Below are 23,568 nucleotides of genomic sequence, written 5' to 3'. Positions count from 1 at the left end.
ACAGCGTCGCCGCCAACTCCCGCCGCCCCAACCGCGGCAGCCACGCCACCGTCTGGCGGATGCCGGCAATCTCCTCGGCGCTGAACACGCGACCGCAGTGGACCCAGGCTCCTGGACTCAGCGTATCCATCAACACCCCCGGCGCAGACCGATTACCCTAACCGTAATCCTGCCGCAAGCCCGCCGCGGTGTCTACCCCCTTGTGCGAACATTAACTTTCGTTAATCCCCACCAGCCCGCGCCGTGACTGCGGTCACGCGGTCATGCTTCAGGGCTGGCCGCGCCCCGACCATGGATATCGTCATCGCCGGGGATACCAGCATCAGCCGCGAGAATCACGCGGTCATCAGCTACAACCCCAAGCGTCACACCTTCAACCTCGCCCCCGGTGACGGCCGCGGTCTCACCTATCTCAACGACGACGAACTCCTCGCCGCCGCGCCGCTGGCCCCCTACGACACCATCGAGATCGGCGCGAGCAAGCTGCTGTTCGTCCCCTTCTGCGGCGAGCGTTTCACCTGGCCGGTCGCTCCGCCCGTGGCGGGTTGACTCCGTAGGGTGGACAAGCACTGTCCACCCTCGACGCAAACCAATGCACCACGAGTGACCGCGGCATGACCACCCCGAACCCGGCAACCCTCTGCCCCGGCTGCTTCAAGGAGACCGGCGGGGGCAATCCGTGCCCCCACTGCGGCTTCGACGCGCAGGCGCCGCGCCCGGCCAAGACTCTGGCGCCGCACACCCTGCTGCACGGCCAGTTCCTCGTTGGCCGGGTGCTCGGCAAGCCCGGCGGTTTCGGCATCACCTATCTCGGCTGGGATCTGGGGCTGCACCGGCGGGTCGCGATCAAGGAATACTTCCCGCGCGACATTGCCGGGCGCGACGGCGACCGCACCACCGTCACCCCCGACTCGACCGACGATGCGGAGGGCTTCCGGTACGGCCTGGAGCAGTTCCAGGCCGAGGCCCGCACCCTGGCCCGGCTCGACCATCCCAACATCGTGCGCATCCACCAGGTCCTCGCCGCCCACGGCACCGCCTATCTGGTGATGGAGTATTACCCAGGGCTGACGCTCGCCGAGCACCTGGACCGGCAACCGGGCAGCCGTCTGCCCGAGGCCACGGCGCTCGCCCTGATGCAGCAGATCCTGGACGGCCTGCGCGCGGTGCACGCCGAGGGCCTGCTGCACCGCGACATCAAACCGCAGAACATCTATCTCGCCGCCACGCGCGGCGGCAACGCCCGCCCGGTGCTGATCGACTTCGGCGCCGCGCGCCAGGTCGCCGGCGAGCGCAGTCGCTCCCTGTCGGTGCTGTTGACCCCCGGCTATGCCCCGCTGGAGCAATACAGCCGCCGCGGCCATCAAGGCCCCTGGACCGATGTCTACGCGGTCGCCGCGGTGTTGTACCGGATGCTCACCGGCAGTGCGCCGCCGGATGCCCATGACCGGACCCAGGGCGAACCCCTGCCGCCGGCCGCGCGGTTCGGTGTCAGCGCCACGGTCAGCGCCGCGCTCGACCGGGCGCTGGCGATGGCGGCCGGCGAGCGGCCGCAGAGCGTGGTGGAGTTGCAGCGGGCATTGGCCGGGGCCGCGGGTGAGGTGGCGGTGGAGAAAGGGCAGGGGCCGAACGCGCCGCCGCCCGCGCGCCCTCGTCCGGGCGGGGAGGCCGGGCGCGCAACCCCGCCGCCCCGGACGGGCGGTCTCGGTCACTGGTTCTGGATCGGCGGCCTAGCCGGTTTGGTCGCGCTGGCGGCGGGGGTCAACTACTTCGTCTTCGTCGCCCCCAGCGCCGCCTTACCAGCCGACCTGGCCCGCGTCCATACCGAGGCGCTCGCCCTGGCTCAAACCGATCAGGCACGCCAGACCCTGGAGCGCTATTACAACGCCGGGCAGGTGGCGCTGCGCGACCAGGACAAGGACGGCGCCAAGCTCGCGCTTGCGGAGCTGGATGCCGCGCGCATCGCCTTGGGTCAGGAATACCGGCTGCGGATCGTCAACCGTGCCGGCGAGCAGAGCGGTGTCTGGCGCATCCCGGATCTGAACACCAAGGCCCGCAACTACTACATCATCGTGGAAGCGGTAGACCCAGCGGGGCCGGTGCTGACGGTGCCGGTCGAGAACGAGGAGACCAAGCGGATCGAGCACGTCAAAGCCTGGGGGCTGCGCGTCGACCAGGGCACCTTCGAGGCCGTCGCCCGCGACAAGCGAGATGACGGCGTCATCGAGCGCGACCGGTTCGGCTATAAGGCACGCGGCACCCTGGTACCCGAGTACGAGATGCAGACCACCGGAGGGGCCATTACCGTGTGGTGAAGGCTGTAGGGTGGACAAGCGATAGCGCAGTCCACCGAGCCCGGCGCGGTGATTGGTGGACTGCGCTGCGCTTGTCCACCCTACCTGGCTTGTCCACCCGACCTGGCTTGTCTTCCAGCCCCGCCGACTCGCATCAAGCACGCTCGACAAACGGTAGACCGAAATTCAACAGCGGGCCGTCTCTGGTCAGGAAGATACGCCGTTCGGCCATCGCGGTGGCGAGCAGCAGGCGGTCGAAGGGGTCTTCGTGGGGGACGTCGAGCCCGCGTAAAGCGTCGAGATGGTCGGGGGTAATCGGGAGGACGCGGAACCCTTGGGCGATGACCTCCTGACCCAATGGCCGATCCGGCAAGGGCAGCTTGCCCTTGCGGTTTTTCAGGAGCATCTCCCATAAGGACGTGGCGCTGACGGCGATGTCGGCCTGCCGAAGCGTGCGCGTGGTCGTTTCTCCCAGGGTCGGTGCAGCCGTCATCCACCAATAGAGGATGTGAGTGTCGATGAGATAGCCGCCTGCATCCATCAGTCGTGCTCGCCCATCAGGCTGCGGGCGATCTCGGCATTGAATGCAGGGTTGTCCCAATCGTCGGCGGGCGGGGGCAGGTGGGACCAGGCGCCGGGTTGGCGCAGCCCGGTGATCGGTTGCATGGGTACGAGTCGGACGGATGGACGACCAAGGTCGGCGATGATGACCTCGTCGCCGGCCAGCGCGGCGCGAATCAGGTGGGGCAGTTGTACTTGCGCCTCGGCAAGGTTAACGTGCATGCGGACAACTCCTGTTGAAAGAACCAGTGAGAAAGGGTACGCCGAATGCGCATGACGTCGGCAAGTCCGAGTCTAGTCAGGCCAGCGAGTGGGCGCAACCGGGTGACGGGCGCTGCTGCTGTTGGTGGACTGCGCTGCGCTTGTCCACCCGACGATTCTATCTGGTTGGCGACGTTCGGTCGGCCACTAGCGGACAATACGACCGTGACACCGACCCCCGATTCGCGCCGATCCCCCGCTGCGTGCCCAAGGAGGATACCCCGATGCCGGCCGCCCGACCTTTGCCATTGATTGTCTGTGTCGTCTTACTCGGGGCAGTGCTCGCCCAGACCGTCCTGGCCGGGCCGCCAGCCGCCGTGCAGATCTCCCAGGCGGTGGCCCTGGGGCGGGAGATCGGCGTTTATCTCGAGGTCCGCGACGAGGCGGGGGAGGCGGTGGCCGGGGTCACCGCCGGGCAACTCCATGCCACGGTTGGCGGACATCCGGCGACGGTGTCCGGCCTGACGCCCTTCGCCGCGGCGCCGACCGGGGTGTTGTACCTGTTTCTGGTGGATCGTTCGCGCTCGCTGTCCGCGCCGCGGTTCGCCCGCATCCGGCAGGCGCTGACCGACTGGGTGGGCGCGCTTGGGACCGGGGATCGGGCGGCGCTGATCGGCTTTGGTGACGGGGTTCGGGTGCTGGTGGCACCGACCGCCGACACCGCGGCACTGCTGGCCGCCATCGCCGAGCTGGCGCCGACCGATGACCATACGGCCCTGCATCAGGCACTCGCCCGGGCGATGGATCTCGGGCGGCGGCGGGCGGCGGACCTGCCGGAGCGGCGTGTCATCGTCACCCTCACCGATGGCGTCGACGACGCTCCCGGCGGGATCAGCGCCGAGGAGGTCTACGCGATGCTCGCCGAGGGTCCGGTGCCGATCTATGCGGTCGGGTTCAGTAGTCTCCGTGACCGCGCCCGCCGCGAGGCCGGCCTCGATGCCCTGGGCCGCTTCGCGCGCCGCTCCGGCGGGGTCTTCGTCGACGGCGGCCGGGACGACCCGAGCGCGGCCTTCGCGGCCATGCGGACGCGCATCGCGGAGGTCTATCGGGTCCAGGTCCAGTGTGCGGATTGTCCGCTGGACGGCAACCGCTATCGGCTCCAGATCGACCTGCACGACGCCGGGGTCACGCTGACCGCGGGGACCGACCTGCGCCTGATGCCCGAGGCTCCAGCCGCCGCGCCGCCTCCGGGTGAGCCCGGCACGGCAGCGCCGGACCCGAGCGGGTCGGCAGCGCCAGCCGCCGATGCGGGGCCGAGCCCGGACGCCGCGCCGCCGGTGCCGATTTCTGCCGAGGCCGCGCCCGCCGCGCGCCCCGTAGCCCCCTGGGCCTGGCTCGCCGGTGGTACTGGCCTGATCGGGGCGCTGATGGTGGTCTTTTTGTTCCGCCGACGGCGCGGCCCGGCCGTCGCCGGGGCACTGCGCGAGAGCCCCGCGCCTGAGCCCCTGGCGTTGGAAGACCCCGCCTCGGTCCCCACCGTGCCTGTCGTCACTGCCGCCGGGAGCGGGGGCGCGGCACGGTCGGTATCGCGGGCGATCGTGACGGCCACTTTCATGACCGGCCGGCGGCGCGGTCAGCAGGTGGTATTGACCGCGGCCCCCAGTGCCCTGTTCGGCCGTGCTCCCGGTTGTGATCTGATCCTCGCCGACGACGCGGAGGTCTCCGCGCAACACGCGGAGATCGAGGCGCTGGACAATGGCTGTCTGGTGCTGCGTGATCGCGGCTCGACCAACGGCACCCGACTCAACGGGATCGCCATCCAGACCACCCATCCACTGCGCGACGGCGATGTGATCGGCATCGGCCGGACCGAGTTGCGCATCGCCCTGTGATCGAGGCCGCCATGGAGATTCAACCCGGTAATGCGCAATGGCAGGGTGCCCGCGACGAGCAGCAGGATGCCTTTGGCTTTCTGGGCTTCGACACTCCCGCCCTGCGCGCTCACGGGGGCGTGCTGCTGGTGCTGGCCGACGGCATGGGCGGCCTGAGCGGCGGGCGTCAGGCGAGCCGGCTGGCGGTGGAGCGGATGATGGCGGCCTATGCGGCGAAGCGCCCGGACGAGCCCATCCCCGCGGCACTGGAGCGGGCGCTGCAGGCCGCCAATCAGGCGGTCTACGATCTTGCCTGCGCCCGTGAGGGCGAGGGGCAGGTCGGCACCACCCTGGTGGCGGTGGTCGTGTGCGAGGCGCAACTGCATTGGGTCGGGGTGGGCGACAGCCGTCTCTATCACTATCGGGCCGCCGACGACACCCTGACCCGGTGCACGGACGACCATACCTACGCCAATCAGCTCTTGCGCCAGGTCGCGGAGGGCCTGTTGAGTCCCGAGGCGGCCGCCGCGGACCCGGACCGTCAGGCGCTGGCGAGCTTTCTGGGGTTGGCGCGCATCCCGGAGATCGACCGCAACCTGCACCCGGTGGACCTGGCCCCCGGCGACCGGCTGCTGGTGTTGAGCGACGGGGTCTACGGCGTCGTGCCTGAGACCGCACTGAAGACCCTGGTCCGGCAAGACCCGCAGGCCGCGGCGCAGGCGCTGATCCAGGCCGTGCAAGCCGCGGCCCGGCCCGACCAGGACAACGCCACCGCCGCCCTGTTGGGCTTGGCCGCTGACGCGCAGCGTCGGGACTGCGCGTCCGGCGAGCGGGTGCCGGGCGCGGGCGCCAGGTCTGCGCGGTTGAGCCGGCGGTTGCTCGTCGTCATCCTGCTGAGCGTCCTGGCGGCCTTGCCAGGTTTCTATTTCTTCTGGACCAAGGGCGTCCAGGACAGCGCGCCCGACCCCAAAGCTTCTGGAGCGGCGGGCCTGGCTCTGCCGTCTTCGATCGAGGCCGGGGCAGGGCGGGACACTGAACCGGCTCTTCCGCCCGAGCCCGAGGTCAAGGCCGAGCCCGAGCCCGAACAGCGCAAGCCGCCGCCGCACGGCGCGCCGGTCAAGCGCGGGCCTTGATCATCGTTCCGGCCGGCCGCAGACGGTCCGCACAGCGGACCCTACGCTAACCTGTAGGGTCCGCTGTGCGGACCGGCGACCGTGCAGATCGCGCGGTGGCCGGGTTTATGATCCAGGCCCAAGCGCGAGGGTGGGGCAGCCGCAATTCCCAGTCCGGGCGGCAGCGCGCGACCCCTGGTGGATGCGGCGCGCGCGACCGCCGTGCCGGGTCCCTGACACCGAGCGGCGCGCCTTATCCACCCTACAGCCGAGCCGGTTTTCGTCGTCTGGGCTTGAACGCGGTCCACCACTGCGTTTAGCCTCGCGGCACTCCACCAGCGGCCGGGGTGCCGGCTTTACGAACGACGAGCAAGCGATGAACGACGAACACAGCCTGGGCTTCGCCACCCGCGCGATCCATCAGGGCTATGACCCGCTGGAACACGAGGGGGCGCTGAACCCCCCGGTCTATCTCAACTCCACCTTCGCCTTTCCGGATATCGCCGAGGGCCAGCGGCGCTTTCGCGGTGAGTCGCCCGGTTATGTCTATTCCCGAGTCGGCAATCCCACGGCGACGGTGCTGGAGGCCCGTCTGGCGAGTCTGGAAGGGGGCGAGGCGGGGCTTGCCACGGCCTCCGGGATTGGCGCCATCACGTCCGCCTTGTGGACCCTGCTCAAGGCGGGCGACACCATTGTTGCGGACCAGACCCTGTACGGCTGCACTTTCGGCTATCTCGAACACGGGCTCGCGCGACTGGGCATCGCGGTGCGGTTTGCCGACCTGACCCAGCCGGCCGCGTTGTCCGCGGCGCTGGATGCGCAGACCCGGGTGGTCTTTTTCGAGACTCCAGCCAATCCGAACATGCGCTTGGTGGATATTGCCGCGGTCAGCGCCATCGCCCGGCGGCATGGGGCCTTGACCATCGTCGACAACACCTATTGCACACCCTGTCTGCAGCGCCCGCTGGAACTGGGGGCGGATCTGGTGGTGCACTCGGCGACCAAATATCTGGGTGGCCATGGCGATTTGCTGGCCGGGGCGGTGATCGGGACCCGTGAGCTGATCGACCAGATTCGCTTCTTCGGTGTCAAGGAGATGACCGGCGCCTGCATCTCGGCGCTGGATGCCTATCTGGTCCTGCGCGGGCTCAAGACCCTGGAGCTGCGGATGGAGCGCCATTGCGCCTCGGCCCAGACGCTCGCGGAACTGCTGGAAGCGCACCCGGCGGTGACCCAGGTCTGGTATCCGGGGCTTACGTCCTTTTCTCAGGCTGAGCTGGCGCGCCGGCAGATGTCGCGCGCCGGCGGCATGATCGCCCTGGAACTGCGCGGCGGCTATGAGGCCGGCGTGCGCTTCATGGACCGCTTGCAGTTGGTGACGCGGGCGGTGAGCCTGGGCGACTGCGAGACCCTGGCGCAGCACCCGGCCTCGATGACCCACGCCACCTACGCCCCGGAGGAGCGCGCCCGGCACGGTATCAGCGAGGGCCTGGTGCGACTGTCGGTTGGACTGGAGACCTGTGCCGATCTGGCCGCCGATCTCACCCAGGCGCTGGCTGGGGTATGACGCGGCTGGTGGATTGGCGGTCCGACCAGCTCGCGCGGACATCGATCACTTCCGGCTTAGCGGTTCTAAATTTTGGTGGCTGCTGCCAACAGCGTGCCGGCCGTGAGGCTGATGGTGGATGCGCTGCGCTTATCCACCCTACGAAACCGGCTCGGTTGTAGGGTGGATAAGGCGCGCCGCTCGGTGTCAGGGACTTGGCAAGGCGGTCGCGCGCGCCGCATCCACCAGGGGTCGCGCGATGCCGCCCAAATTCGGAATTGCTGCTTCCGGCCGATACCTGTTGACCGATTCGGAAAAAACGCGTACTCTTCCGGGTCTTCGTTTTTGGAACTGTATCCAAATCCGGGGTATAGCGCAGTCTGGTAGCGCGCCTGCTTTGGGAGCAGGATGTCGGGGGTTCGAATCCCTCTACCCCGACCAAACGCCTGATTTCCACGTCTCGCAGGCGCCCGTAGCTCAGCTGGATAGAGCAACGGCCTTCTAAGCCGTGGGTCGCAGGTTCGAGTCCTGCCGGGCGCGCCAATTCGATGACTGGCGAGGGGCGTGTCCTGATCGTTCAGTCCGATGTCGGTTAGTCAATGGTGGACGTAGCTCAGTTGGTAGAGCGCAGGGTTGTGGCTCCTGTGGTCGTGGGTTCGATCCCCATCGTCCACCCCACCATTCAAGGTGTCGCGCAGTCGGCAAATCAGGTTGACAACCTGATTTCAATCAGTAAACTGCGTGGCTCGCATGATTCGGGTCGTTAGCTCAGTTGGTAGAGCAGTGGACTCTTAATCCATCGGTCGTAGGTTCGAATCCTACACGACCCACCATTCAAAAACAGTGATTTAAGCCCCGGTTGCGGACCCCGTAATCGGGGTTTTTCGTTTGGGGGTTCTCCGTGGGGTTCCCTGCTTTTTTCGAGTCAAGAGCGATGCCGAGCGGATAATCCGCCTGGCCGGCGGAGTCGATCAGACGGCCGCCCGCGCGGCGCGATCTACCGTCCGGTCACGGGTCAACTGTCGCTCAGTTCCAGGCGCCGTTCGATGCGCTCGATCCGCTCCACCAGCCGATCGTGGGCGACCTGCTGGAAGGCCACACTCTCCTCCGCGCCGAGCGCATCGCGCTTGACGCGCAACATGGCCGTTTCCAGCCGCGCCATGCGGTCTTTCAGATCGTGAAAGCCGCTTTGCATCTCGGTGCGCATCTCCTTGATGTCGGAACGCAGCAGGCGCAGGTGCTCAAGCACGAGGTTGTCAACATCAGCGGTCATCGCGGTATCTCCAGGTGGTCCTCGTCGGGAACCTAGGCCCGCAGCGGTGGGTTGTCAACTCACAGCAGCTTCACCAGCGCCGCGATCAGCGCCGCCTGTGCGATCAGCAACCCGGCCATCCACTTCACGATAAACCGCGCCGGCTCCAGCAATCGTCGAGTCTGCCGGGGTCGATCTCATTCAATAACATCACAAAGCGCCCTGGGCGCGGTTTAGAGGAAATCCGGTTCAGAAATTGCTTATGAAAGACAACCGGTTGACATTTATTGATATGTCACTGAACTCTGAGAATACGACGCTTTTGGCGCTTGATAGATTAAGCGTTGTAAATTTTATGGTTTCTCAGTTTAAGCATATTCCGTTCCGGATATCCTCTTAGTGCAGGGGAATGAAGTTGACGATCGGGTTGCTCGGGGTGGCGATGGCCGCGCCTTGGCCTTGGGCCGTCGTGTAGTGGACGTGGACTTGCCGCAAGGCCGGAAAGCCGACGAAGAGTCCGATGGCGGCGGAGTGCAGTTCGCCCGGCAGGGCGCAGCCGAAGCGGTAACTTGCCCCCAGGTCGGCCGTGCCTTGACGCATCCGTGGATCGGCGTCGACCTTGGTGCTTTCCAGCAGGCACCGCGCCTGGGTGTTGAAGCGCACGAGGGCGTCTCCGGACTGGAGGTTCTCCGCCGCGAGTTTGAGGTCATCGCGTTGGACCGTGTTGCCGGGGTCCCCGGCGAACCCCACGAGGGTCAAGGCCGGGGCGGTCAGTTCCACCCGGACGGTGCCGCCGTTGGTGCGAATGGTGACCTTGGCGATGCCCGCGTCGGGTGCGGCACCCTGGGTCAGGGTGACGGCGGTGAGCGTCAGTATCCCGCTGAGGCAGGGCAGCAAGCGGCGTGGTCTTGCTCGCAACGCTGCGGTCGCCGCAGTTCGCGGCAGCCGATCCTGCCGTGCCCATTGCCCGGTTCTCACGTGAGGCCGGCGGGTCATGACCGGGTGCCGTGCGGCGAACGACTGCTCAGTCGGTGGTTCATTCCAAAGCGCGGCAGACCCCGTTCTCGCATTTCAGCAGGTAACTCTCGGCATCGACACAGGACACCTTGTGGATTTCACCGTCAGCGCGGGTCTCGATCAATTGCGACCCGCTATCCGTGACGGTGCATCCGCGTAAGCGCGCGTACTGCTCGGCATAGTAGGCCCAGGTTCCGGTGCCGCCGGCCTGGCTCAGCGTCAGCATGTTGTCCTGAGGGGCGAGCGGTGCGGGCGTCGGCGCCGGTATGGGCACCGACAGGGTGAGCGGGCGGGTGGCCGTGAGCGCGCTGCTGCCGTCAATCACCGGGGCGGGTGATGGGGTGGTCTCGGTCGATCGCGGGGCGGGACTCGTCACGGGCGTCGGTGTGGTCGCCGGGGTAGCGACGGTACCGCCGGTCGCATCCGGTGTGGTCGCGGTCCCCTCGGTCAGGGGCTCTCCCCAGACTTTGACCCGCGGTTTATCGGCCGGGGTAGTGACGGTACCGCCGGTCGCCCCCGGTGTAGCCGCGGTCTCTGCGGTCACTGTCTCTCCCCAGGCTTTGACCAACGGGTTGTTGGCCGACGCAGGTGCCGGATCGGCGCCGGGGCGCGTGGCGCCGGCCGTGTGCGGCGGGATGGCGTTGGTGACGCGCTGCCCGTTTGCGTCCCAGTTCGAACGCAGCGACTCGAGCGATTGCTTCAAGGCATCCCGATAATTGTCAGTGTAGTCGAGGCGTTGGGGTGCTCGCTCGCCCGGCGGCTGACTGACCAAGGTGGCGCGCAGGGCGACCTTGACCCCGTCCGACTGTTCGGTGAAGGCCGAGGTCACCTCGATCACGGGCGGGGGTGCGCTGCCGGCCGCGCCGAGTGCGGTGGCGGTCGGTGAGGCGGGGTCCACCGGCCGCTGAACGACCAGGAGGTCATTCGTGGATTTGACGATGGTCCAGCCTTTCGCGCGCGCGGAACCCATGGCCAGACCCTTGACCTCGTCACGACTGGCTCCGGGGATCAGTAGTTGCGGGCGCCGGCTGGTGTCGAAGCCATCCGAATCCATGGTCCCGGCGCACCCGGCCAATAACCAGGCGCCGAGTGTCACTATGCCGACAGTCGCGAACGAACGCACTATGACTCGATCCTCTGGATGAACAGGCGCAACCGCAAGCACGCCCGCGCCGGGCGCGTTAAAAGGCCGGATGCTAGCACAGTAGGCGCGTCAGGTGGATCCGCGGATCCCGTGTCGCGCGGTGCTGCGCGACCCCGACCATGCCGCGACCGACGGGGGACTGCGAGCAGGCTCGGGTTCTCGAGTGCCCCGGTCGGGTTAGGATTCGTCCCAGGTGGTCGAGAACCCGTCCCGGGTCCACCAGAAGATCGCCAGGAGGCCGCCGATGACGATAGCGGCGAAAAGTGCGAATAAGAACCAGATCATGTGCGTCTACCCTGAGTAAGGTTTTTTTCGATGCCCGCGTGCAGCGCGTTGACCATAGGGGGCGCCGTCGTCCTGGTTGGTGCGAGGCGGGCGGCGCCACACCTATGCTCGGTAACACTATTGCACGCGGTACCGGCGGGCTGCTGAGCAGTGCTTCACAGAAGCTCGGTGCGGACGAACACCGCTGACCGCGCTGGGATGGTAGGATTGAGCTTTACGGCGACCCAGAGAGAGTACCGACGATGGCCTACGAGAAGATAACAATCCCGGCGGACGGCGCGAAGATCCAGGTAAATCCGGACTTTTCCTTGTCGGTTCCCGACCAACCTATCATCCCCTACATCGAGGGTGACGGCATCGGCATCGATATCACCCCGGTGATGATCGCGGTGACCGACGCGGCTGTACACAAAGCCTATGGGGGCCGGCGCCGCATCCATTGGATGGAGATTTACGCCGGCGAGAAGTCCACCCGCACCTACGGCGAAGATGTGTGGCTGCCGGACGAAAGCCTGCAGGCGGTCAAGGAGTTCGTGGTCTCGATCAAGGGGCCGCTGACGACTCCGGTGGGCGGCGGCATCCGTTCGCTCAACGTCACTTTGCGTCAGCAACTCGACCTGTATGTTTGCCTGCGGCCGGTACGCTACTTCAAGGGAACGCCGAGTCCGCTCAAGGAGCCCGAGCATACCGACATGGTGATCTTCCGCGAGAACGCGGAGGACATCTACGCCGGTATCGAGTGGCAGGAGGGCACGCCGGAAGTCAAGAAAGTCATCGACTTTCTGCAGCGCGAGATGGGTGTGACCAAGATCCGCTTCCCGGCGACCTCCGGCATCGGCGTCAAACCGGTCTCGCGTGAAGGGACCGAGCGCCTGGTGCGCAAGGCGATCCAGTACGCGATCGACAACGATCGTGCCTCGGTGACCCTGGTGCACAAGGGCAACATCATGAAGTTCACCGAAGGAGCCTTCAAACAGTGGGGTTATGACCTGGCGCAGTCCGAATTCGGTGCGGTGGAAATCGATGGCGGACCTTGGTGCCGATTCAAGAGTCCCAAGACCGGCCGGGAGATCGTGATCAAGGACGTGATCGCGGATGCGTTCCTTCAGCAGATTCTGTTGCGGCCCAAGGACTATGCCGTGATCGCGACCCTCAACCTCAACGGCGACTATATTTCCGACGCGCTCGCCGCTCAGGTGGGCGGCATCGGCATGGCGCCCGGCGCCAACCTGTCGGATTCGGTGGCCATGTTCGAAGCGACGCACGGAACCGCCCCCAAGTACGCGGGGAGGGATCAGGTCAACCCGAGTTCCCTGCTGTTGTCGGCCGAGATGATGCTGCGGCACATGGGGTGGGTCGAAGCGGCCGATCTGATCATCAAGGGCGTGGAGGGTGCCATTGCGGCGAAGACCGTGACCTATGACCTGGAGCGGCTGTTGCCCGGCGCCACCAAGGTCAGTTGTTCAGGATTCGGCGAAGCGGTCATCGCCGAGATGTAAGTGGTGAAAAACGGGCGTGCCGCGCTGGCGGCACGCCCGTTGGTCCGGCCGCCCCGTCGTCAGACAACCGACGGGGTGAGGGTTGTCAGCTCACGCGATGGACCGCGGCAGCGTGCAGACCTTTTGGCCCCTGGCTGACCTCGAACTCGACCTTTTGGCCCTCTCTCAGGGTCTTGTAACCATCCATGTCGATCGAGGAGAAGTGTACGAACACGTCTTCCTCGCGGCCATCGGGTTTGACGAACCCATAACCCTTTGCATTGTTGAACCACTTAACAATACCGGTGATCATTGAAACATACTCCTCCGGGGTTTCCGAGGTTCGCTCGGTGTAATCTTTGTTGTTTGGCATGGCGCCATACCTTGAATCCGGCGAGCGGCGCCATACGTCCCTAGTATAGTGAGTTGATTTGGTTGGTCAAACAGGATGCGCGTCCGGCCGTCCTGCACCAGTATGGCGCGTCCGGCAGGCGGGTCGGCGCGCGGTCCGGATCGGGACGCCGACGCTCCCCGTTTTTCACGGAGCGTGACCAGGGGTCATAATGTCCATCGCATTCAGGCGAAATTTGTCTAGAATCCCGAATCATGAGCAACGCAAATCCCAACGAGGAACGTGAATCCGGGCTGACGGTGCAGGAGGCGCGACCGAAATTGCGCCGCCCTCCGTTGTTCAAGGTGTTGTTGCTGAACGATGACTACACCCCTATGGAGTTCGTGGTGCAAGTACTGGAGACTTTTTTCGCGATGAATCGGGAAAAGGCGACACAGATCATGCTCCATGTGCATACGCGGGGCGTGGGGGTCTGCGGCGTCTATACGAAAGACATCGCCGAGACCAAGGTGGTACAGGTCAACGACTTCGCCCGCAGTCATCAGCACCCGCTGATGTGTACAATGGAGGAAGCGTGATGCCGACAGTCAGGCTGCGCGTGCCTCGCTCGGGCGAGACCCAACCGCGGCGCCAGGCGGCGCCAAGGCAGACATATTTGGTTTCCCTAACCCCGCTTGGACAAGTCCGATGCTGAGTAAAGAGCTTGAGTTCACGTTGAATCGCGCTTTCAAAGAGGCGCGCGAGAAGCACCACGAGTACATGACCGTGGAACACATGCTCTTGTCGCTTCTGGATAATCCAGCGGCTGTCAAGGTGTTGCGCGCGTGCGGCGCCGATCCCGAACGGTTGCGCCGGGAGATCACGGCCTTCATCGACGAGACCACACCCCTGATCCCGGTCCACGAGGAGCGCGATACCCAGCCGACCCTGGGTTTTCAACGCGTGCTCCAACGCGCGGTCTTCCATGTGCAGTCCGCCGGCAAGAAAGAAGTCACCGGCGCCAACGTGCTGGTGGCGCTGTTCAGTGAGCAGGACTCCCAGGCGGTCTATCTGCTGAATCAGCAGGACATCAGCCGGCTCGATGTCGTCAACTATATTTCACATGGGATCTCGAAGGTCCCGGGCGAAACTGCCGAGGACGAGAGTCAGGGCGAGGTCGAGGAGGCGCGTGGGGAGGAGCGGGAGGGGGCGAGCCCGCTGGACAGTTTCGCGACTAATCTCAATGAGATGGCGCGCCAAGGGCGCATCGATCCGTTGATCGGACGGGCGGCCGAAGTGGAACGGACGATTCAGATCCTCTGCCGTCGGCGCAAGAACAACCCGCTGTTCGTGGGTGAAGCGGGCGTCGGCAAGACCGCGATCGCCGAGGGTCTGGCCAAGAAGATCGTGGATCATGAGGTCCCGGAGGTGCTGAGCGACGCGGTGATCTACGCGCTCGATCTGGGCGGGCTGGTTGCCGGCACCAAGTACCGCGGCGATTTCGAGAAGCGACTCAAGGCCGTGCTCGCCCAGCTCAAGCGTCAGCCCCGCGCCATCCTGTTCATCGATGAAATTCACACCATTATCGGCGCCGGCTCGGCCTCGGGTGGGGTGATGGACGCGTCCAATCTGATCAAACCGGTGTTGGCCTCGGGTGATTTGCGCTGCATCGGCTCGACCACCTATCAGGAATATCGGGGTATTTTTGAGAAGGATCGGGCGCTCGCCCGGCGCTTTCAGAAGATCGACATCGACGCGCCGAGTGTCGAGGAGACCATCGAGATTCTCAAGGGGCTGAAATCGCGGTTCGAAGCCCACCATCAGGTGACCTACACCAATCCGGCGTTGCGGGCGGCCGCGGAGCTCTCCAACCGCTACATCAATGATCGGCACCTGCCGGACAAGGCGATCGACGTGATCGACGAGGCCGGAGCCAACGTGCAGCTCATGAGTCCGTCCAAGCGCAAGAAGCGCATCGACGTGGCGGATGTGGAGTCGATCGTCGCCAAAATGGCGCGTATTCCGCCGAAAAAGGTCTCGGTGTCCGACACCGAGTCCTTACGCAACCTGGATCGCGACCTGAAGATGGTGGTGTTCGGTCAGGATGCCTCCATCGACGCACTGACTGCCGCGATTCGCATGAACCGCTCGGGTCTGGGTCACGAGGAGAAGCCGATCGGCTCCTTCCTCTTTACCGGTCCGACCGGTGTCGGCAAGACCGAGGTCACCAGGCAACTTGCCCGTGTCTTGGGGATGGAACTGATCCGCTTCGACATGTCCGAGTATATGGAGCGCCACACGGTGTCGCGTCTGATCGGGGCACCCCCGGGCTATGTCGGTTTCGATCAGGGCGGTCTGTTGACCGAGGAGATCAACAAGCATCCTCATGCCGTGCTGCTGCTCGACGAGGTGGAGAAGGCTCATCCGGATGTGTTCAACCTGCTGCTTCAGGTGATGGACCACGGCACTCTGACCGACAACAACGGCCGCAAGGCGGACTTCCGCAGCGTGGTGCTGGTGATGACGACGAACGCGGGGGCGGCAGAGACCGCACGCCGTTCCATGGGCTTTGCCGAGCAGGATCACGCAACGGATGGGTTGGAGGCGCTCAAACGCTACTTCACACCCGAATTCCGGAACCGGCTGGATGCGGTGGTGCAGTTCAGTCCCTTGGGGCCGGAGACGATCAAGAGCGTGGTCGACAAGTTCATTTTCGAACTCGAGCAGCAACTGTTGGATAAGAAGGTGTCACTCGCCGTGGATGCGGCCGCGCGCGCCTGGATCGCCGACAAGGGTTACGATCCCAAGATGGGCGCACGACCCATGGCGCGGGTGATCCAGGATCACATCAAGAAGCCGCTGGCCAACGAGTTGCTGTTCGGATCGCTGGCCGGAGGGGGGGGCGTTCGTGTTTATGTGGAGGCTGAGGGTCTGGCGTTCGAGATCGACGCGGCCAAGGCACCGCATTAGGCGACTGCCGGAACATCCGGCAGCAGATCGCGAAGGGTTTTCGTCTGCCTTCAATGAGCATCGACAGGAGCATAGCCGAGCTATGCGACTGTCGGCGCGACGCGGAAGGCGGGCGAAAAGACGCGCGAGTTGGTCGTGGGTTTTGGCGCAAATCGCTCCAGCGTCAGCGGGCGCGATAGACGATACGTCCTTTGGTGAGGTCGTACGGTGTCAGCTCAACTGTGACTTTGTCGCCGGTCAAAATACGGATGTAGTGCTTGCGCATTTTCCCGGAGATGTGAGCGGTCACGGTGTGACCATTCTCCAGTTGCACTCGAAACACGGTGTTGGGCAAGGTCTCCGTGACCGTCCCTTCCATCTGGATAACGTCGTCTTTAGACATGGTTCATAGATATAAAAAAACAGCTCCGGGGCTCGTGAAGCGCCGGAAGTATAACACAGGATTAGCCGACGATCCCTAACAGCGCGTGTCGCGGCAGCAATTCCAAATTTTGGCGGCCTCGCGCGACCCCTGGTGGATGCGGCGCGCACGACCGACGTGCCGAGTCCCGAACATCGTGCGGCGCGCCTTATCCACCCTACAAAGTTGCAGGTTGTGTAGGGTGGATAAGCGCAGCGCATCCACCATCAGCCTCGCGGCCAGCACGCTGTTGGGGGTGACCACCCAAATTTGGAACTGCTGGTGTCGCGGTAGCGGGAGTCATGCGCTCTGGTTCAGTTTTTCCCGTCTGTCTCGCCGACAGTGGTCACGACCTGTGATAGCAGGTTCGACCAGCGTCGTCCATCCCAGGCCTCCAGCGGCGTGAAGTGCGCCTTATAGGCCATTTTGCGCGATGCTTCGATCCAGTAGCCCAGATAGACATAGGGCTGCCGCAAGCGGCGGGCGCATTCGATCTGGGTGAGCACCGCGAAGGTGCCCAGTCCCCGGCTTGACAGGTTGGGGTCAAAGAAGGTGTAGACCGCGGACAGTCCGTCGGGCAGCAGGTCGGTCACCGCGACCCCCGCCAATTGGCCGTCCAGGCGCAGTTCCAGAAAACGTGTCACGCCGCCCCAGGGCTCCACCAGGAAGCGCCGATAACTCTCCAGGCTGGTATCGCCGGCCATGGCTCCGTCCGGATGACGGCTGGCCAGGTAGCGCAGGTAGAGCGCGAAATGGCCGGGATCGAAGGCCGCCGGCGTATCGATGATCTGCACCTGCCGGACATTGCGCGCCCAATTGCGCCGTTGGGAGCGGTTCGGGCGGAAGGCGGCGACCGGAATTCGCACCGGTACGCAGCGCGCGCAGCCCCGGCAGGCCGGCCGGTAGACATGGGCGCCGCTGCGTCGAAAGCCCTGACTGACCAGAGCCTGATAGGTGTTCGAGTCCATGCGCGCCAGCGGGTCGACGAAGAGCGTCCTGGCGTTGCGCCCCTCCAGGTAAGCACAGGGGTGTTCGGCGGTCAGGTAGAGCGCGAGTTGGCGCGCGCGGCTGGCCTCATCGTCCGGGTTCATGAGGGGTCTCCGCTGGTTTCGGTGGGTGACGGGTCGGTGAGTTGGACCGCGGGATAATGGTGGGCGCCGTCATCCCAGCTTCCCGTGATCCCCGGGGCATCGCGGTAGTGTGCGAGCGCGGCGACGAACCGACTGCGCGGCAGTTCCACCGCGCCGAGCCGCATCAGGTGCGCGGTGCGCATCTGGCAATCGATCATGCCGAAGCCCCAGGCCGCAAGTCGCCGGCAGAGCGCGACGAGTGCGACCTTGGAGGCGTCGGCAGTGCGGCTGAACATGGACTCGCCGAAGAATGCCCGACCAAGAGCGACTCCATAGAGCCCGCCGACGAGTTGGTCGCCAGCCCAGACTTCCACCGAGTGACCCATCCCAAGATGATGCAGGGTCGTGTAAGCGGCGATCATCTCCGGTGCGATCCAGGTGCCGTCGGCACCGGCGCGCGGGGCCGCGCAGGCGCGGATGACGCTGCTGAAGTCACGATCCATGGTGACCGCCAGTTGCCGGCTTCGTAACCGCTTGCGCAGGCTGCGGGAGAGATGGATTTGGTCCGGCAGCAGTACGGTGCGCGGGTCGGGTGACCACCAGAGGATGGGGTCGCCGGGATTGAACCAGGGGAAGATGCCGTGGCGGTAGGCGCTGGTCAGACGCTCCGGGCTCAGGTCCGCGCCGGCGGCCAGCAAACCGTTGGGCTCACGCAGGGCCCGGCGCACATCCGGAAAGGGGCGGGGATCGTTGGGCGCGAGCAGCGGGATCATGCGCGTGGATTCAGGTTCCCGAGCACCGACGGGTCGGGTGGGGCAGGCGGCGCGCGGTAGGGACTGTGGCCGTGCATTTCTTCGTGGTACTCGGTCATCCCCTCGGTTTCGTTGGTGAGAAAGCGGGCGATGGCCGCGCGAAAGCGCGGGTCGGCGATCCAATGGGCCGACCAGGTGGGGGTTGGCAGGAAGCCGCGGCTGACCTTGTGTTCTCCCTGGGCGCCTGGCTCGAAGCGTGTCAGCCCGTTCTCGATGCAATAGTCGAGGCCCTGATAATAGCAAGCCTCGAAGTGCAGGCTGTGGAATTCCTTGGAGCAGCCCCAGTGGCGTCCGAAGAGCGCGTGCTCGCCGATCAGGTTGAAGGCGGCGGCGACGATGGCGTCCTTGCCCTGGGTCTGACCATGGTAGGCGAAGACCAGGAGCAGGTCGGATCCCATGGTCTCACCGATCTCCTGAAAGAAGGGCAAGGTCAGGGTCGGCAGTCCGCCGCGTTTGTCGAAGGTGTCGCGGTACAACCAGTGGAATCTGACCCATTCGGCCTCGCTGACCGCGTCCCCGCGCCGCCGCACGATCCTGACCCCGGCCTCCTGCACCCGGCGTCGTTCCCGTTTCACTTTCTTGCGTTTCTCGGCGGTGAAGGTCGCGAGGAAGTCATCGAACGCCTGGTAGCCCGGGTTGGTCCAGTGAAACTGGCAGCCGACCCGGCGCAGCAGGCCGCGGGTCTCCAGTAAATCGGTTTCCGGGCGGGTGGTGAAGAGCCAGTGCAGCGACGACACGCCCAGCCGTTCGGCAACCCGTACCGCGCCATCGGCCAGTGCGCGGGCATACTCCTCCCGCTTGGGGGTCTCGCCGGTCAGCAGTCGCGGGCCGGTGGCGGGGGTGTAGGGCGAGGCGACAACCAGTTTGGGGTAGTAGGCGAGTCCCTGGCGTTGATAGGCGTCGGCCCAGGCCCAATCGAAGACCAGTTCGCCGTAGGAGTTGAATTTGATGTAACAGGGCGCCGCCGCGACCAGCGTACCCGCGGCGTCGCGCAAGGCAAGGTGATGCGGGATCCAGCCGAGCGCCTCGCCGACGCAGCCATGGCGTTCCATGGCGGCCAGGAACTCGTGACGCAGGAAGGGTGAATCGTTGCCCGCCAACCGGTTCCAGTCGGTTGCCGGAATTTCACGGATGGCGTCATGGGTGCTGAGGGTATACATGGGCCCGGGTGCTCGGCGTCTCGATGATCGGGAGAGATGCGGGCGGCCGGTGCCGAGAAAAACCTGGTGTGCTCAAGGGCCGCAACGACGTAGCGCCAGGTCCGGCAGGTCGGTGCGCTGTCGCGCAACGGCCCCCTGGGAACGCCCGGCGCGTCTTTACTTGCCCTGAGCGGCCAGCGCGTCCAGATACTTTTCCGCATCCAGGGCCGCCATGCAGCCCGTACCGGCGGAGGTGATGGCCTGGCGGTACACATGGTCCATGACGTCGCCGGCGGCGAAGATCCCAGGAACCGAGGTCGCCGTGGCATTGCCGTCGGTGCCGCTGTGAACCTTGATGTAGCCGCCGGCCATCGCGAGCTGTCCGGTGAAGATTTCGGTATTGGGTTGGTGGCCGATCGCGATGAACACCCCCTGGAGTTCGAGGTCGCGGGTGGTCTCGTCCAGGGTGCTCTTGATGCGGATGCCGGTGACGCCGGTGGCATCACCCAGGATCTCATCCAGGTTACTGTTCCAGGCGAGCCGCACGTTGCCGTGCTCGGCCTTCTCGAACAGATGCTTCTGCAGGATCTTCTCGGCGCGCAGGGAATCGCGGCGATGGACCAGGGTGACTTCCGAGGCGATGTTGGACAGGTACAGCGCCTCCTCGACCGCCGTGTTGCCGCCGCCGATCACCGCGACCTTCTGGCCGCGAAAGAAGAAGCCGTCGCAGGTCGCGCAGGCGGAGACGCCGCGGCCGCGGAACTCCTGCTCGGAGGGCAGGCCCAGGTAGCGCGCACTGGCGCCGGTGGCGATGATCAACGCGTCGCAGGTATAGACCGCCGAGTCGCCGGTCAGCGTGAAGGGCGGTTTGCTGAGGTCGGATTGATTGATGTGGTCGAAGATGATCTCGGTCTCGAAGCGTTCCGCGTGTCGACGCATCCGGTCCATCAGGTCCGGCCCCTGCACGCCGTCCGGGTCACCCGCCCAGTTGTCGACGTCGGTCGTGGTCATCAGTTGGCCTCCCTGCTCCAGACCCGTGACCAGGACGGGGCTCAGATTGGCCCGCGCGGCGTAGACGGCGGCCGTATAGCCCGCCGGTCCCGACCCCAGGATCAGCAGTCGGCAATGCTTGGTGTTGCTCATGAGATCTACTCCGTGGATCGATACTGGGGATCGACCTTGGGGATCGACCCTGGAAACGACCGGGACTGGCGGCGCCGGGCCTCTTCCACGGGCGCCACGTCGTCGGGCGGGCGGCCCGTACGTTCAGTCGATCCGCAAATGTAAGGGTTATGCACAATCCCGTAAAGCGTTCCGGTGCCGGCGACGAGGATATCGCATTCGGACGTGATCACCGGACGTAGGGGCTGGTTTCAAACCCGCCCCTACACCAAGGGTCTGTCTGGATATCAGGTACGAAGGCTATACTCGGGTTGACAGCGACGCGTCTTCAGTCTAGAACTATCCAAAACAGCGCCTTGAAGCGTCAATCGGGGGTAGTTTATGAAGAAGCGGCGTCCGCTGTCGGTGGGGCTCGGTTTAGGTTTTGCTGTTTTCCTGCTGGGCGGCTGCGCGGGGCTCAGTTCAGGACCGGACGGCAAGCGGGCCGAGGTGGTGTCGGCCGCGCTCTCGCAGTTGGGTACACCCTACCGTTACGGCGGTAACGAACCCGGACGCGCGCTTGATTGCAGCGGCCTGACCTACTACGCCCATGGCGTCGCGGGACTGCGCATTCCGCGCATGTCGCTCGACCAGCGGCGCGGCGCCAAACCCGTCAACCCCAAGGCCCTGCGTCCCGGTGATATGGTGTTTTTCAAGACCGGCCCGGGCTCGCACCATGTGGGGCTGATGGTGGATGGGGACCGTTTCGTGCACGCGTCGGTCTCCCAGCACAAGGTCGGCTACGCCCGCCTCGGTGCGCCCTACTGGAAGGCGCGTTATCTCGGCGCCGGCACCTATCTTGAGTGAATGATGCGGCCGACCGGCCGAATGGCTCGCCTTTTTCGATGCTATGTTGCAGAATGGGCATCGGTCCCGGGGTTGTCTCGGGGCAGGGTCCCAACGCCATCGCGAATCCTATCGCGAAAACATCTGGAGCTTGTAGACATGTCCGATACGCCAATGAGCAAGAGCCGTCGCGACGCCGTCAAGATGATGCTCGGCACTGCCGTCGCCATCCCGGTGATCAACCTGATCGGTGTCGGCAGCGTCCGCGCCGCTGATGCCCCGGCGAATGCCGTCGCCGCTGATGATCCGACCGCCGTTGCCCTGAAGTACAGCGCGGACGCCACCAAGGCGGACCGTGCCGGTGCCGCCCGTCCCGGTGCGGCCCCGGCCGACCAACACTGTGCAAACTGCCAGTTCATGCAGGCTGATCAGGGTTCGGGCGACTGGAAAGGTTGCAGCCTGTTCCCCGGCAAGCTGATCAATGTCAACGGCTGGTGCTCGTCCTGGACCTTGAAGGCCGGCTGAACACGCATCCGGCGATCCGCTGTTTAGGATCGCGAAGCGGGGCTCGCGTGCCCCGCTTTCTCTTTCGAGGCATATCAATGGCCGTCGCACAGCAGGCAGCGGTCCTGCGTTCATCGTCTTCCTCGCTCGTGGACCCTCAGCACCCCGACACCCGGCAGCCTGCGCACACGAAGAGGCGCCAGTTGATCCTGGTGCGCGGGATCGTCTGGGGCATTATCGGACTTATCTACGCGCCTCTGTTCCTCGCCCTGGTGGCGATCCTCGAACGGCTCGGTGCCGGTCCCATGACGTACGTCGGGGCCGCGGCCCTGGCCGGTGCGGCCGGTGCCGCGCTGTATGGGGCGCGCGAACTGGCGTTGGTGGGTACTGGTGTCGGCGTCATTGTCGGCTTGCTGTTGCTGACTACGGCGTCGCACCTGATCTCGTTCGAAGCCTCCATCCTGGTCGCTGCCGGTGTGGCCACCGTGCTGGGATTGTTGATGGCAGTGCCGCAACACTGCACGCGGCAGGTCCCCGGCAAGGTCATGGCCGGACTGGCGACGGGTGCGATCTGTGGGGGCGTGCTCGCGGTGGCGGAGCCGCTCCATCCATCCGCGTTTTCTCCCTTCGCGCTCCTGGCTGTCCTGGTGAGCGCCAACGGCATCTTGTACGTGGCGGGCGTGCGCTGGTGGGTCCTGCTGAGTCGCCGGGTGGGCGGTACGGGTGGACCCTGCAAGCTGGTCGCGTCGCTGGCGTTGGCGACCCTGGCCGGAATCGCGTCCGGCAGTATTTGGATCATGGCCGGCCCGCTGCTCGGTGAGTCCGCCGGTCTGGCGGTCGAGGTCAGCCGTGCGGTTTACCCCGATCTGCAGCTTGCCATGCTCGGCGGCATCTTCGGCGGTGCCGTGGCGGGCACGCTGCTTGAAGTCTTCGGTTTTTCCTGGGTCCACGACATTTGAGCCGCGGCACCACCGATTCTTGTCAACAGGATGCTCCAGCCGCCCATGGCCCGCAGTAAATCCAGCCGCCGCTGGCTCGACCGCCAGTTCAGTGACCCCTATGTCAAACGCGCCCAGCAGGAGGGTTACCGTTCGCGTGCGGCCTACAAACTTCTGGAAATTCAGGAGAAGGATCGGGTGCTGGCGGCCGGGATGCGCGTCGTCGACCTGGGCGCGGCACCGGGGAGTTGGTCGCAGATTGCGGCCCGTCTGGTGGGTGGGCGCGGTGCGGTCTATGCGCTCGATCTGCTCGACATCGAACCGCTGGCGGGAGTGCAATTCCTCCAGGGGGACTTCCGTGAGCCGGCCGTTCTGGAGCAACTGCGCCTCAGTCTGGGCGATGCGCCTTTGGACCTCGTGTTGTCGGACATGTCGCCGAATATTTCCGGTACGTCCGCGGTCGATCAGCCCCGCATGATCTATCTGGTGGAACTCGCCCTGGAGTTTGCCCGCGAATGCCTGAAACCGGGCGGCAGCCTGGTGGTCAAAGCGTTTCAAGGTGAAGGGTTCGACGCGGTGATGCGACTATTGCGCGGCAGTTTCGGTCAGGTTGCGAGTCGTAAGCCCAAGTCCTCGCGGGCCGCGAGCCGGGAGCTTTATCTGGTGGGGAAGGGCTTCAAAGTCTAGGAAAAATCC

General features: G+C 65.4%; 23 protein-coding genes and 4 tRNA genes. 16 read left to right on the top strand and 11 right to left on the bottom strand.

Annotation, left to right across the window (positions count from 1 at the left end):
* The first annotated feature begins 243 nt into the window (after positions 1–243).
* Both A39O_RS34975 and A39O_RS42930 read left to right on the top strand, forming a co-directional pair.
* Positions 244–549, top strand: coding sequence for an FHA domain-containing protein (locus A39O_RS34975; protein ID WP_083924871.1), 306 nt, complete (start codon positions 244–246; stop codon positions 547–549).
* A 65-nt stretch (positions 550–614) separates the two neighbouring features.
* The gene (locus tag A39O_RS42930; RefSeq protein WP_020507266.1) at positions 615–2,315 is read left to right on the top strand and encodes a DUF6384 family protein; all 1,701 of its coding nucleotides are present in this window, start codon (positions 615–617) and stop codon (positions 2,313–2,315) included.
* A gap of 133 nt (positions 2,316–2,448) precedes the next feature.
* On the opposite strand, the gene A39O_RS0124305 is transcribed toward A39O_RS42930, so the two are convergent.
* A complete protein-coding gene (locus A39O_RS0124305; RefSeq protein ID WP_020507265.1) occupies positions 2,449–2,835 on the bottom strand; it encodes a type II toxin-antitoxin system VapC family toxin in 387 nt (128 codons plus the stop codon).
* The gene (locus A39O_RS34960; RefSeq protein ID WP_020507264.1) at positions 2,835–3,077 is read right to left on the bottom strand and encodes a type II toxin-antitoxin system Phd/YefM family antitoxin; all 243 of its coding nucleotides are present in this window, start codon (positions 3,075–3,077) and stop codon (positions 2,835–2,837) included. The genes A39O_RS0124305 and A39O_RS34960 overlap by 1 nt, the downstream gene beginning before the upstream one ends.
* A gap of 263 nt (positions 3,078–3,340) precedes the next feature.
* Between A39O_RS34960 and A39O_RS37070 the strand changes: the two genes are divergently transcribed.
* The 7 genes from A39O_RS37070 (at position 3,341) to A39O_RS0124265 (ending at position 8,418) form a co-directional block, all read left to right on the top strand.
* The gene (locus A39O_RS37070) at positions 3,341–4,948 is read left to right on the top strand and encodes a VWA domain-containing protein (RefSeq protein WP_083924870.1); all 1,608 of its coding nucleotides are present in this window, start codon (positions 3,341–3,343) and stop codon (positions 4,946–4,948) included.
* Between the two features lie 11 nt (positions 4,949–4,959).
* The gene (locus A39O_RS0124290; protein WP_085954721.1) at positions 4,960–6,060 is read left to right on the top strand and encodes a PP2C family protein-serine/threonine phosphatase; all 1,101 of its coding nucleotides are present in this window, start codon (positions 4,960–4,962) and stop codon (positions 6,058–6,060) included.
* A gap of 355 nt (positions 6,061–6,415) precedes the next feature.
* Positions 6,416–7,606: a methionine gamma-lyase gene (gene megL, locus A39O_RS0124285; RefSeq protein ID WP_020507261.1), complete on the top strand. Its 1,191-nt coding sequence runs from the start codon at positions 6,416–6,418 to the stop codon at positions 7,604–7,606.
* Positions 7,607–7,949: 343 nt separating this feature from the next.
* Positions 7,950–8,026: transfer RNA gene (locus A39O_RS0124280), tRNA-Pro, on the top strand.
* 25 nt (positions 8,027–8,051) lie between these two features.
* A tRNA-Arg gene (locus tag A39O_RS0124275) sits at positions 8,052–8,128 on the top strand.
* A 59-nt stretch (positions 8,129–8,187) separates the two neighbouring features.
* Positions 8,188–8,263, top strand: a tRNA-His gene (locus A39O_RS0124270).
* 79 nt (positions 8,264–8,342) lie between these two features.
* Positions 8,343–8,418, top strand: a tRNA-Lys gene (locus A39O_RS0124265).
* Between the two features lie 182 nt (positions 8,419–8,600).
* Here the strand turns inward: A39O_RS0124265 and A39O_RS0124260 are convergent.
* The 3 genes from A39O_RS0124260 to A39O_RS0124245 form a co-directional block, all read right to left on the bottom strand.
* A complete protein-coding gene (locus A39O_RS0124260) occupies positions 8,601–8,858 on the bottom strand; it encodes a hypothetical protein (protein ID WP_020507260.1) in 258 nt (85 codons plus the stop codon).
* A 375-nt stretch (positions 8,859–9,233) separates the two neighbouring features.
* Positions 9,234–9,734: a ZrgA family zinc uptake protein gene (locus A39O_RS0124250; protein ID WP_020507258.1), complete on the bottom strand. Its 501-nt coding sequence runs from the start codon at positions 9,732–9,734 to the stop codon at positions 9,234–9,236.
* Positions 9,735–9,873: 139 nt separating this feature from the next.
* Positions 9,874–10,977, bottom strand: coding sequence for a hypothetical protein (locus tag A39O_RS0124245; protein WP_157640386.1), 1,104 nt, complete (start codon positions 10,975–10,977; stop codon positions 9,874–9,876).
* A 548-nt stretch (positions 10,978–11,525) separates the two neighbouring features.
* Between A39O_RS0124245 and icd the strand changes: the two genes are divergently transcribed.
* Positions 11,526–12,782 (top strand): NADP-dependent isocitrate dehydrogenase, encoded by a 1,257-nt coding sequence (gene icd, locus A39O_RS0124235; protein ID WP_020507256.1) that lies wholly within the window; start codon positions 11,526–11,528, stop codon positions 12,780–12,782.
* A gap of 85 nt (positions 12,783–12,867) precedes the next feature.
* Here icd and cspD read toward each other — a convergent pair whose 3' ends face one another.
* Entirely contained in the window at positions 12,868–13,074 is a 207-nt protein-coding gene (gene cspD / locus A39O_RS34950) for a cold shock domain-containing protein CspD (protein ID WP_040528658.1), read from the bottom strand.
* Positions 13,075–13,367: 293 nt separating this feature from the next.
* Here cspD and clpS point away from each other — a divergent pair, with 293 nt between their 5' ends.
* Together clpS and clpA are read left to right on the top strand one after the other, a co-directional pair.
* Positions 13,368–13,691 carry an ATP-dependent Clp protease adapter ClpS gene (gene clpS, locus A39O_RS0124225; protein WP_020507254.1) on the top strand — a complete coding sequence of 108 codons (324 nt, stop codon included), beginning with the start codon at positions 13,368–13,370 and terminating at the stop codon, positions 13,689–13,691.
* 109 nt (positions 13,692–13,800) lie between these two features.
* A complete protein-coding gene (gene clpA / locus A39O_RS0124220; protein WP_020507253.1) occupies positions 13,801–16,062 on the top strand; it encodes an ATP-dependent Clp protease ATP-binding subunit ClpA in 2,262 nt (753 codons plus the stop codon).
* Between the two features lie 163 nt (positions 16,063–16,225).
* On the opposite strand, the gene infA is transcribed toward clpA, so the two are convergent.
* From infA to trxB, 5 genes are all read right to left on the bottom strand, one after another.
* Entirely contained in the window at positions 16,226–16,444 is a 219-nt protein-coding gene (gene infA, locus A39O_RS0124215) for a translation initiation factor IF-1 (RefSeq protein WP_012971469.1), read from the bottom strand.
* A 332-nt stretch (positions 16,445–16,776) separates the two neighbouring features.
* Positions 16,777–17,553 carry an arginyltransferase gene (locus A39O_RS0124210; RefSeq protein WP_020507252.1) on the bottom strand — a complete coding sequence of 259 codons (777 nt, stop codon included), beginning with the start codon at positions 17,551–17,553 and terminating at the stop codon, positions 16,777–16,779.
* Positions 17,550–18,305 (bottom strand): leucyl/phenylalanyl-tRNA--protein transferase, encoded by a 756-nt coding sequence (aat, locus tag A39O_RS34945; RefSeq protein ID WP_020507251.1) that lies wholly within the window; start codon positions 18,303–18,305, stop codon positions 17,550–17,552. The genes A39O_RS0124210 and aat overlap by 4 nt, the downstream gene beginning before the upstream one ends.
* Positions 18,302–19,504 carry a GNAT family N-acetyltransferase gene (locus tag A39O_RS34940; protein WP_020507250.1) on the bottom strand — a complete coding sequence of 401 codons (1,203 nt, stop codon included), beginning with the start codon at positions 19,502–19,504 and terminating at the stop codon, positions 18,302–18,304. Before A39O_RS34940 ends, aat begins: the two co-directional genes overlap by 4 nt.
* 156 nt (positions 19,505–19,660) lie before the next feature.
* The gene (gene trxB / locus A39O_RS0124195; RefSeq protein ID WP_020507249.1) at positions 19,661–20,626 is read right to left on the bottom strand and encodes a thioredoxin-disulfide reductase; all 966 of its coding nucleotides are present in this window, start codon (positions 20,624–20,626) and stop codon (positions 19,661–19,663) included.
* Between the two features lie 360 nt (positions 20,627–20,986).
* On the opposite strand from trxB, the gene A39O_RS0124190 reads away from it, so the two are divergent.
* The 4 genes from A39O_RS0124190 to rlmE all read left to right on the top strand — a co-directional run bounded on the left by A39O_RS0124190 (position 20,987) and on the right by rlmE (position 23,559).
* Positions 20,987–21,451 carry a C40 family peptidase gene (locus A39O_RS0124190; protein WP_020507248.1) on the top strand — a complete coding sequence of 155 codons (465 nt, stop codon included), beginning with the start codon at positions 20,987–20,989 and terminating at the stop codon, positions 21,449–21,451.
* Positions 21,452–21,589: 138 nt separating this feature from the next.
* Positions 21,590–21,955 (top strand): high-potential iron-sulfur protein, encoded by a 366-nt coding sequence (locus A39O_RS0124185; protein WP_026199713.1) that lies wholly within the window; start codon positions 21,590–21,592, stop codon positions 21,953–21,955.
* 77 nt (positions 21,956–22,032) lie between these two features.
* Complete coding sequence (locus A39O_RS0124180; protein ID WP_245561972.1) at positions 22,033–22,893, top strand: hypothetical protein; 861 nt, start codon at positions 22,033–22,035, stop codon at positions 22,891–22,893.
* A gap of 45 nt (positions 22,894–22,938) precedes the next feature.
* Positions 22,939–23,559, top strand: coding sequence for a 23S rRNA (uridine(2552)-2'-O)-methyltransferase RlmE (gene rlmE / locus A39O_RS0124175; protein ID WP_026199712.1), 621 nt, complete (start codon positions 22,939–22,941; stop codon positions 23,557–23,559).
* Positions 23,560–23,568 lie beyond the last annotated feature (9 nt).

Origin of the sequence: Lamprocystis purpurea DSM 4197, from assembly GCF_000379525.1 — a bacterium.
Taxonomy (GTDB): Bacteria; Pseudomonadota; Gammaproteobacteria; order Chromatiales; family Chromatiaceae; genus Thiodictyon; species Thiodictyon purpureum.
This window is presented reverse-complemented; position numbering and strand designations above follow the sequence as displayed.

Excerpts from the sequence above, each read along its gene's own strand:
- aat (WP_020507251.1), bottom strand. The coding sequence starts at position 18,305 with ATGATCCCGCTGCTCGCGCCCAACGATCCCCGCCCCTTTCCGGATGTG.
- A39O_RS34960 (WP_020507264.1), bottom strand. The coding sequence starts at position 3,077 with ATGCACGTTAACCTTGCCGAGGCGCAAGTACAACTGCCCCACCTGATT.
- infA (WP_012971469.1), bottom strand. The coding sequence starts at position 16,444 with ATGTCTAAAGACGACGTTATCCAGATGGAAGGGACGGTCACGGAGACC.
- A39O_RS0124190 (WP_020507248.1), top strand. The coding sequence starts at position 20,987 with ATGAAGAAGCGGCGTCCGCTGTCGGTGGGGCTCGGTTTAGGTTTTGCT.
- trxB (WP_020507249.1), bottom strand. The coding sequence starts at position 20,626 with ATGAGCAACACCAAGCATTGCCGACTGCTGATCCTGGGGTCGGGACCG.
- A39O_RS34940 (WP_020507250.1), bottom strand. The coding sequence starts at position 19,504 with ATGTATACCCTCAGCACCCATGACGCCATCCGTGAAATTCCGGCAACC.
- clpA (WP_020507253.1), top strand. The coding sequence starts at position 13,801 with ATGCTGAGTAAAGAGCTTGAGTTCACGTTGAATCGCGCTTTCAAAGAG.
- icd (WP_020507256.1), top strand. The coding sequence starts at position 11,526 with ATGGCCTACGAGAAGATAACAATCCCGGCGGACGGCGCGAAGATCCAG.
- rlmE (WP_026199712.1), top strand. The coding sequence starts at position 22,939 with ATGGCCCGCAGTAAATCCAGCCGCCGCTGGCTCGACCGCCAGTTCAGT.
- A39O_RS37070 (WP_083924870.1), top strand. The coding sequence starts at position 3,341 with ATGCCGGCCGCCCGACCTTTGCCATTGATTGTCTGTGTCGTCTTACTC.
- A39O_RS0124180 (WP_245561972.1), top strand. The coding sequence starts at position 22,033 with ATGGCCGTCGCACAGCAGGCAGCGGTCCTGCGTTCATCGTCTTCCTCG.
- A39O_RS0124305 (WP_020507265.1), bottom strand. The coding sequence starts at position 2,835 with ATGGATGCAGGCGGCTATCTCATCGACACTCACATCCTCTATTGGTGG.
- A39O_RS0124185 (WP_026199713.1), top strand. The coding sequence starts at position 21,590 with ATGTCCGATACGCCAATGAGCAAGAGCCGTCGCGACGCCGTCAAGATG.
- cspD (WP_040528658.1), bottom strand. The coding sequence starts at position 13,074 with ATGATCACCGGTATTGTTAAGTGGTTCAACAATGCAAAGGGTTATGGG.
- A39O_RS0124290 (WP_085954721.1), top strand. The coding sequence starts at position 4,960 with ATGGAGATTCAACCCGGTAATGCGCAATGGCAGGGTGCCCGCGACGAG.
- A39O_RS42930 (WP_020507266.1), top strand. The coding sequence starts at position 615 with ATGACCACCCCGAACCCGGCAACCCTCTGCCCCGGCTGCTTCAAGGAG.
- clpS (WP_020507254.1), top strand. The coding sequence starts at position 13,368 with ATGAGCAACGCAAATCCCAACGAGGAACGTGAATCCGGGCTGACGGTG.
- A39O_RS0124260 (WP_020507260.1), bottom strand. The coding sequence starts at position 8,858 with ATGACCGCTGATGTTGACAACCTCGTGCTTGAGCACCTGCGCCTGCTG.
- A39O_RS0124210 (WP_020507252.1), bottom strand. The coding sequence starts at position 17,553 with ATGAACCCGGACGATGAGGCCAGCCGCGCGCGCCAACTCGCGCTCTAC.
- megL (WP_020507261.1), top strand. The coding sequence starts at position 6,416 with ATGAACGACGAACACAGCCTGGGCTTCGCCACCCGCGCGATCCATCAG.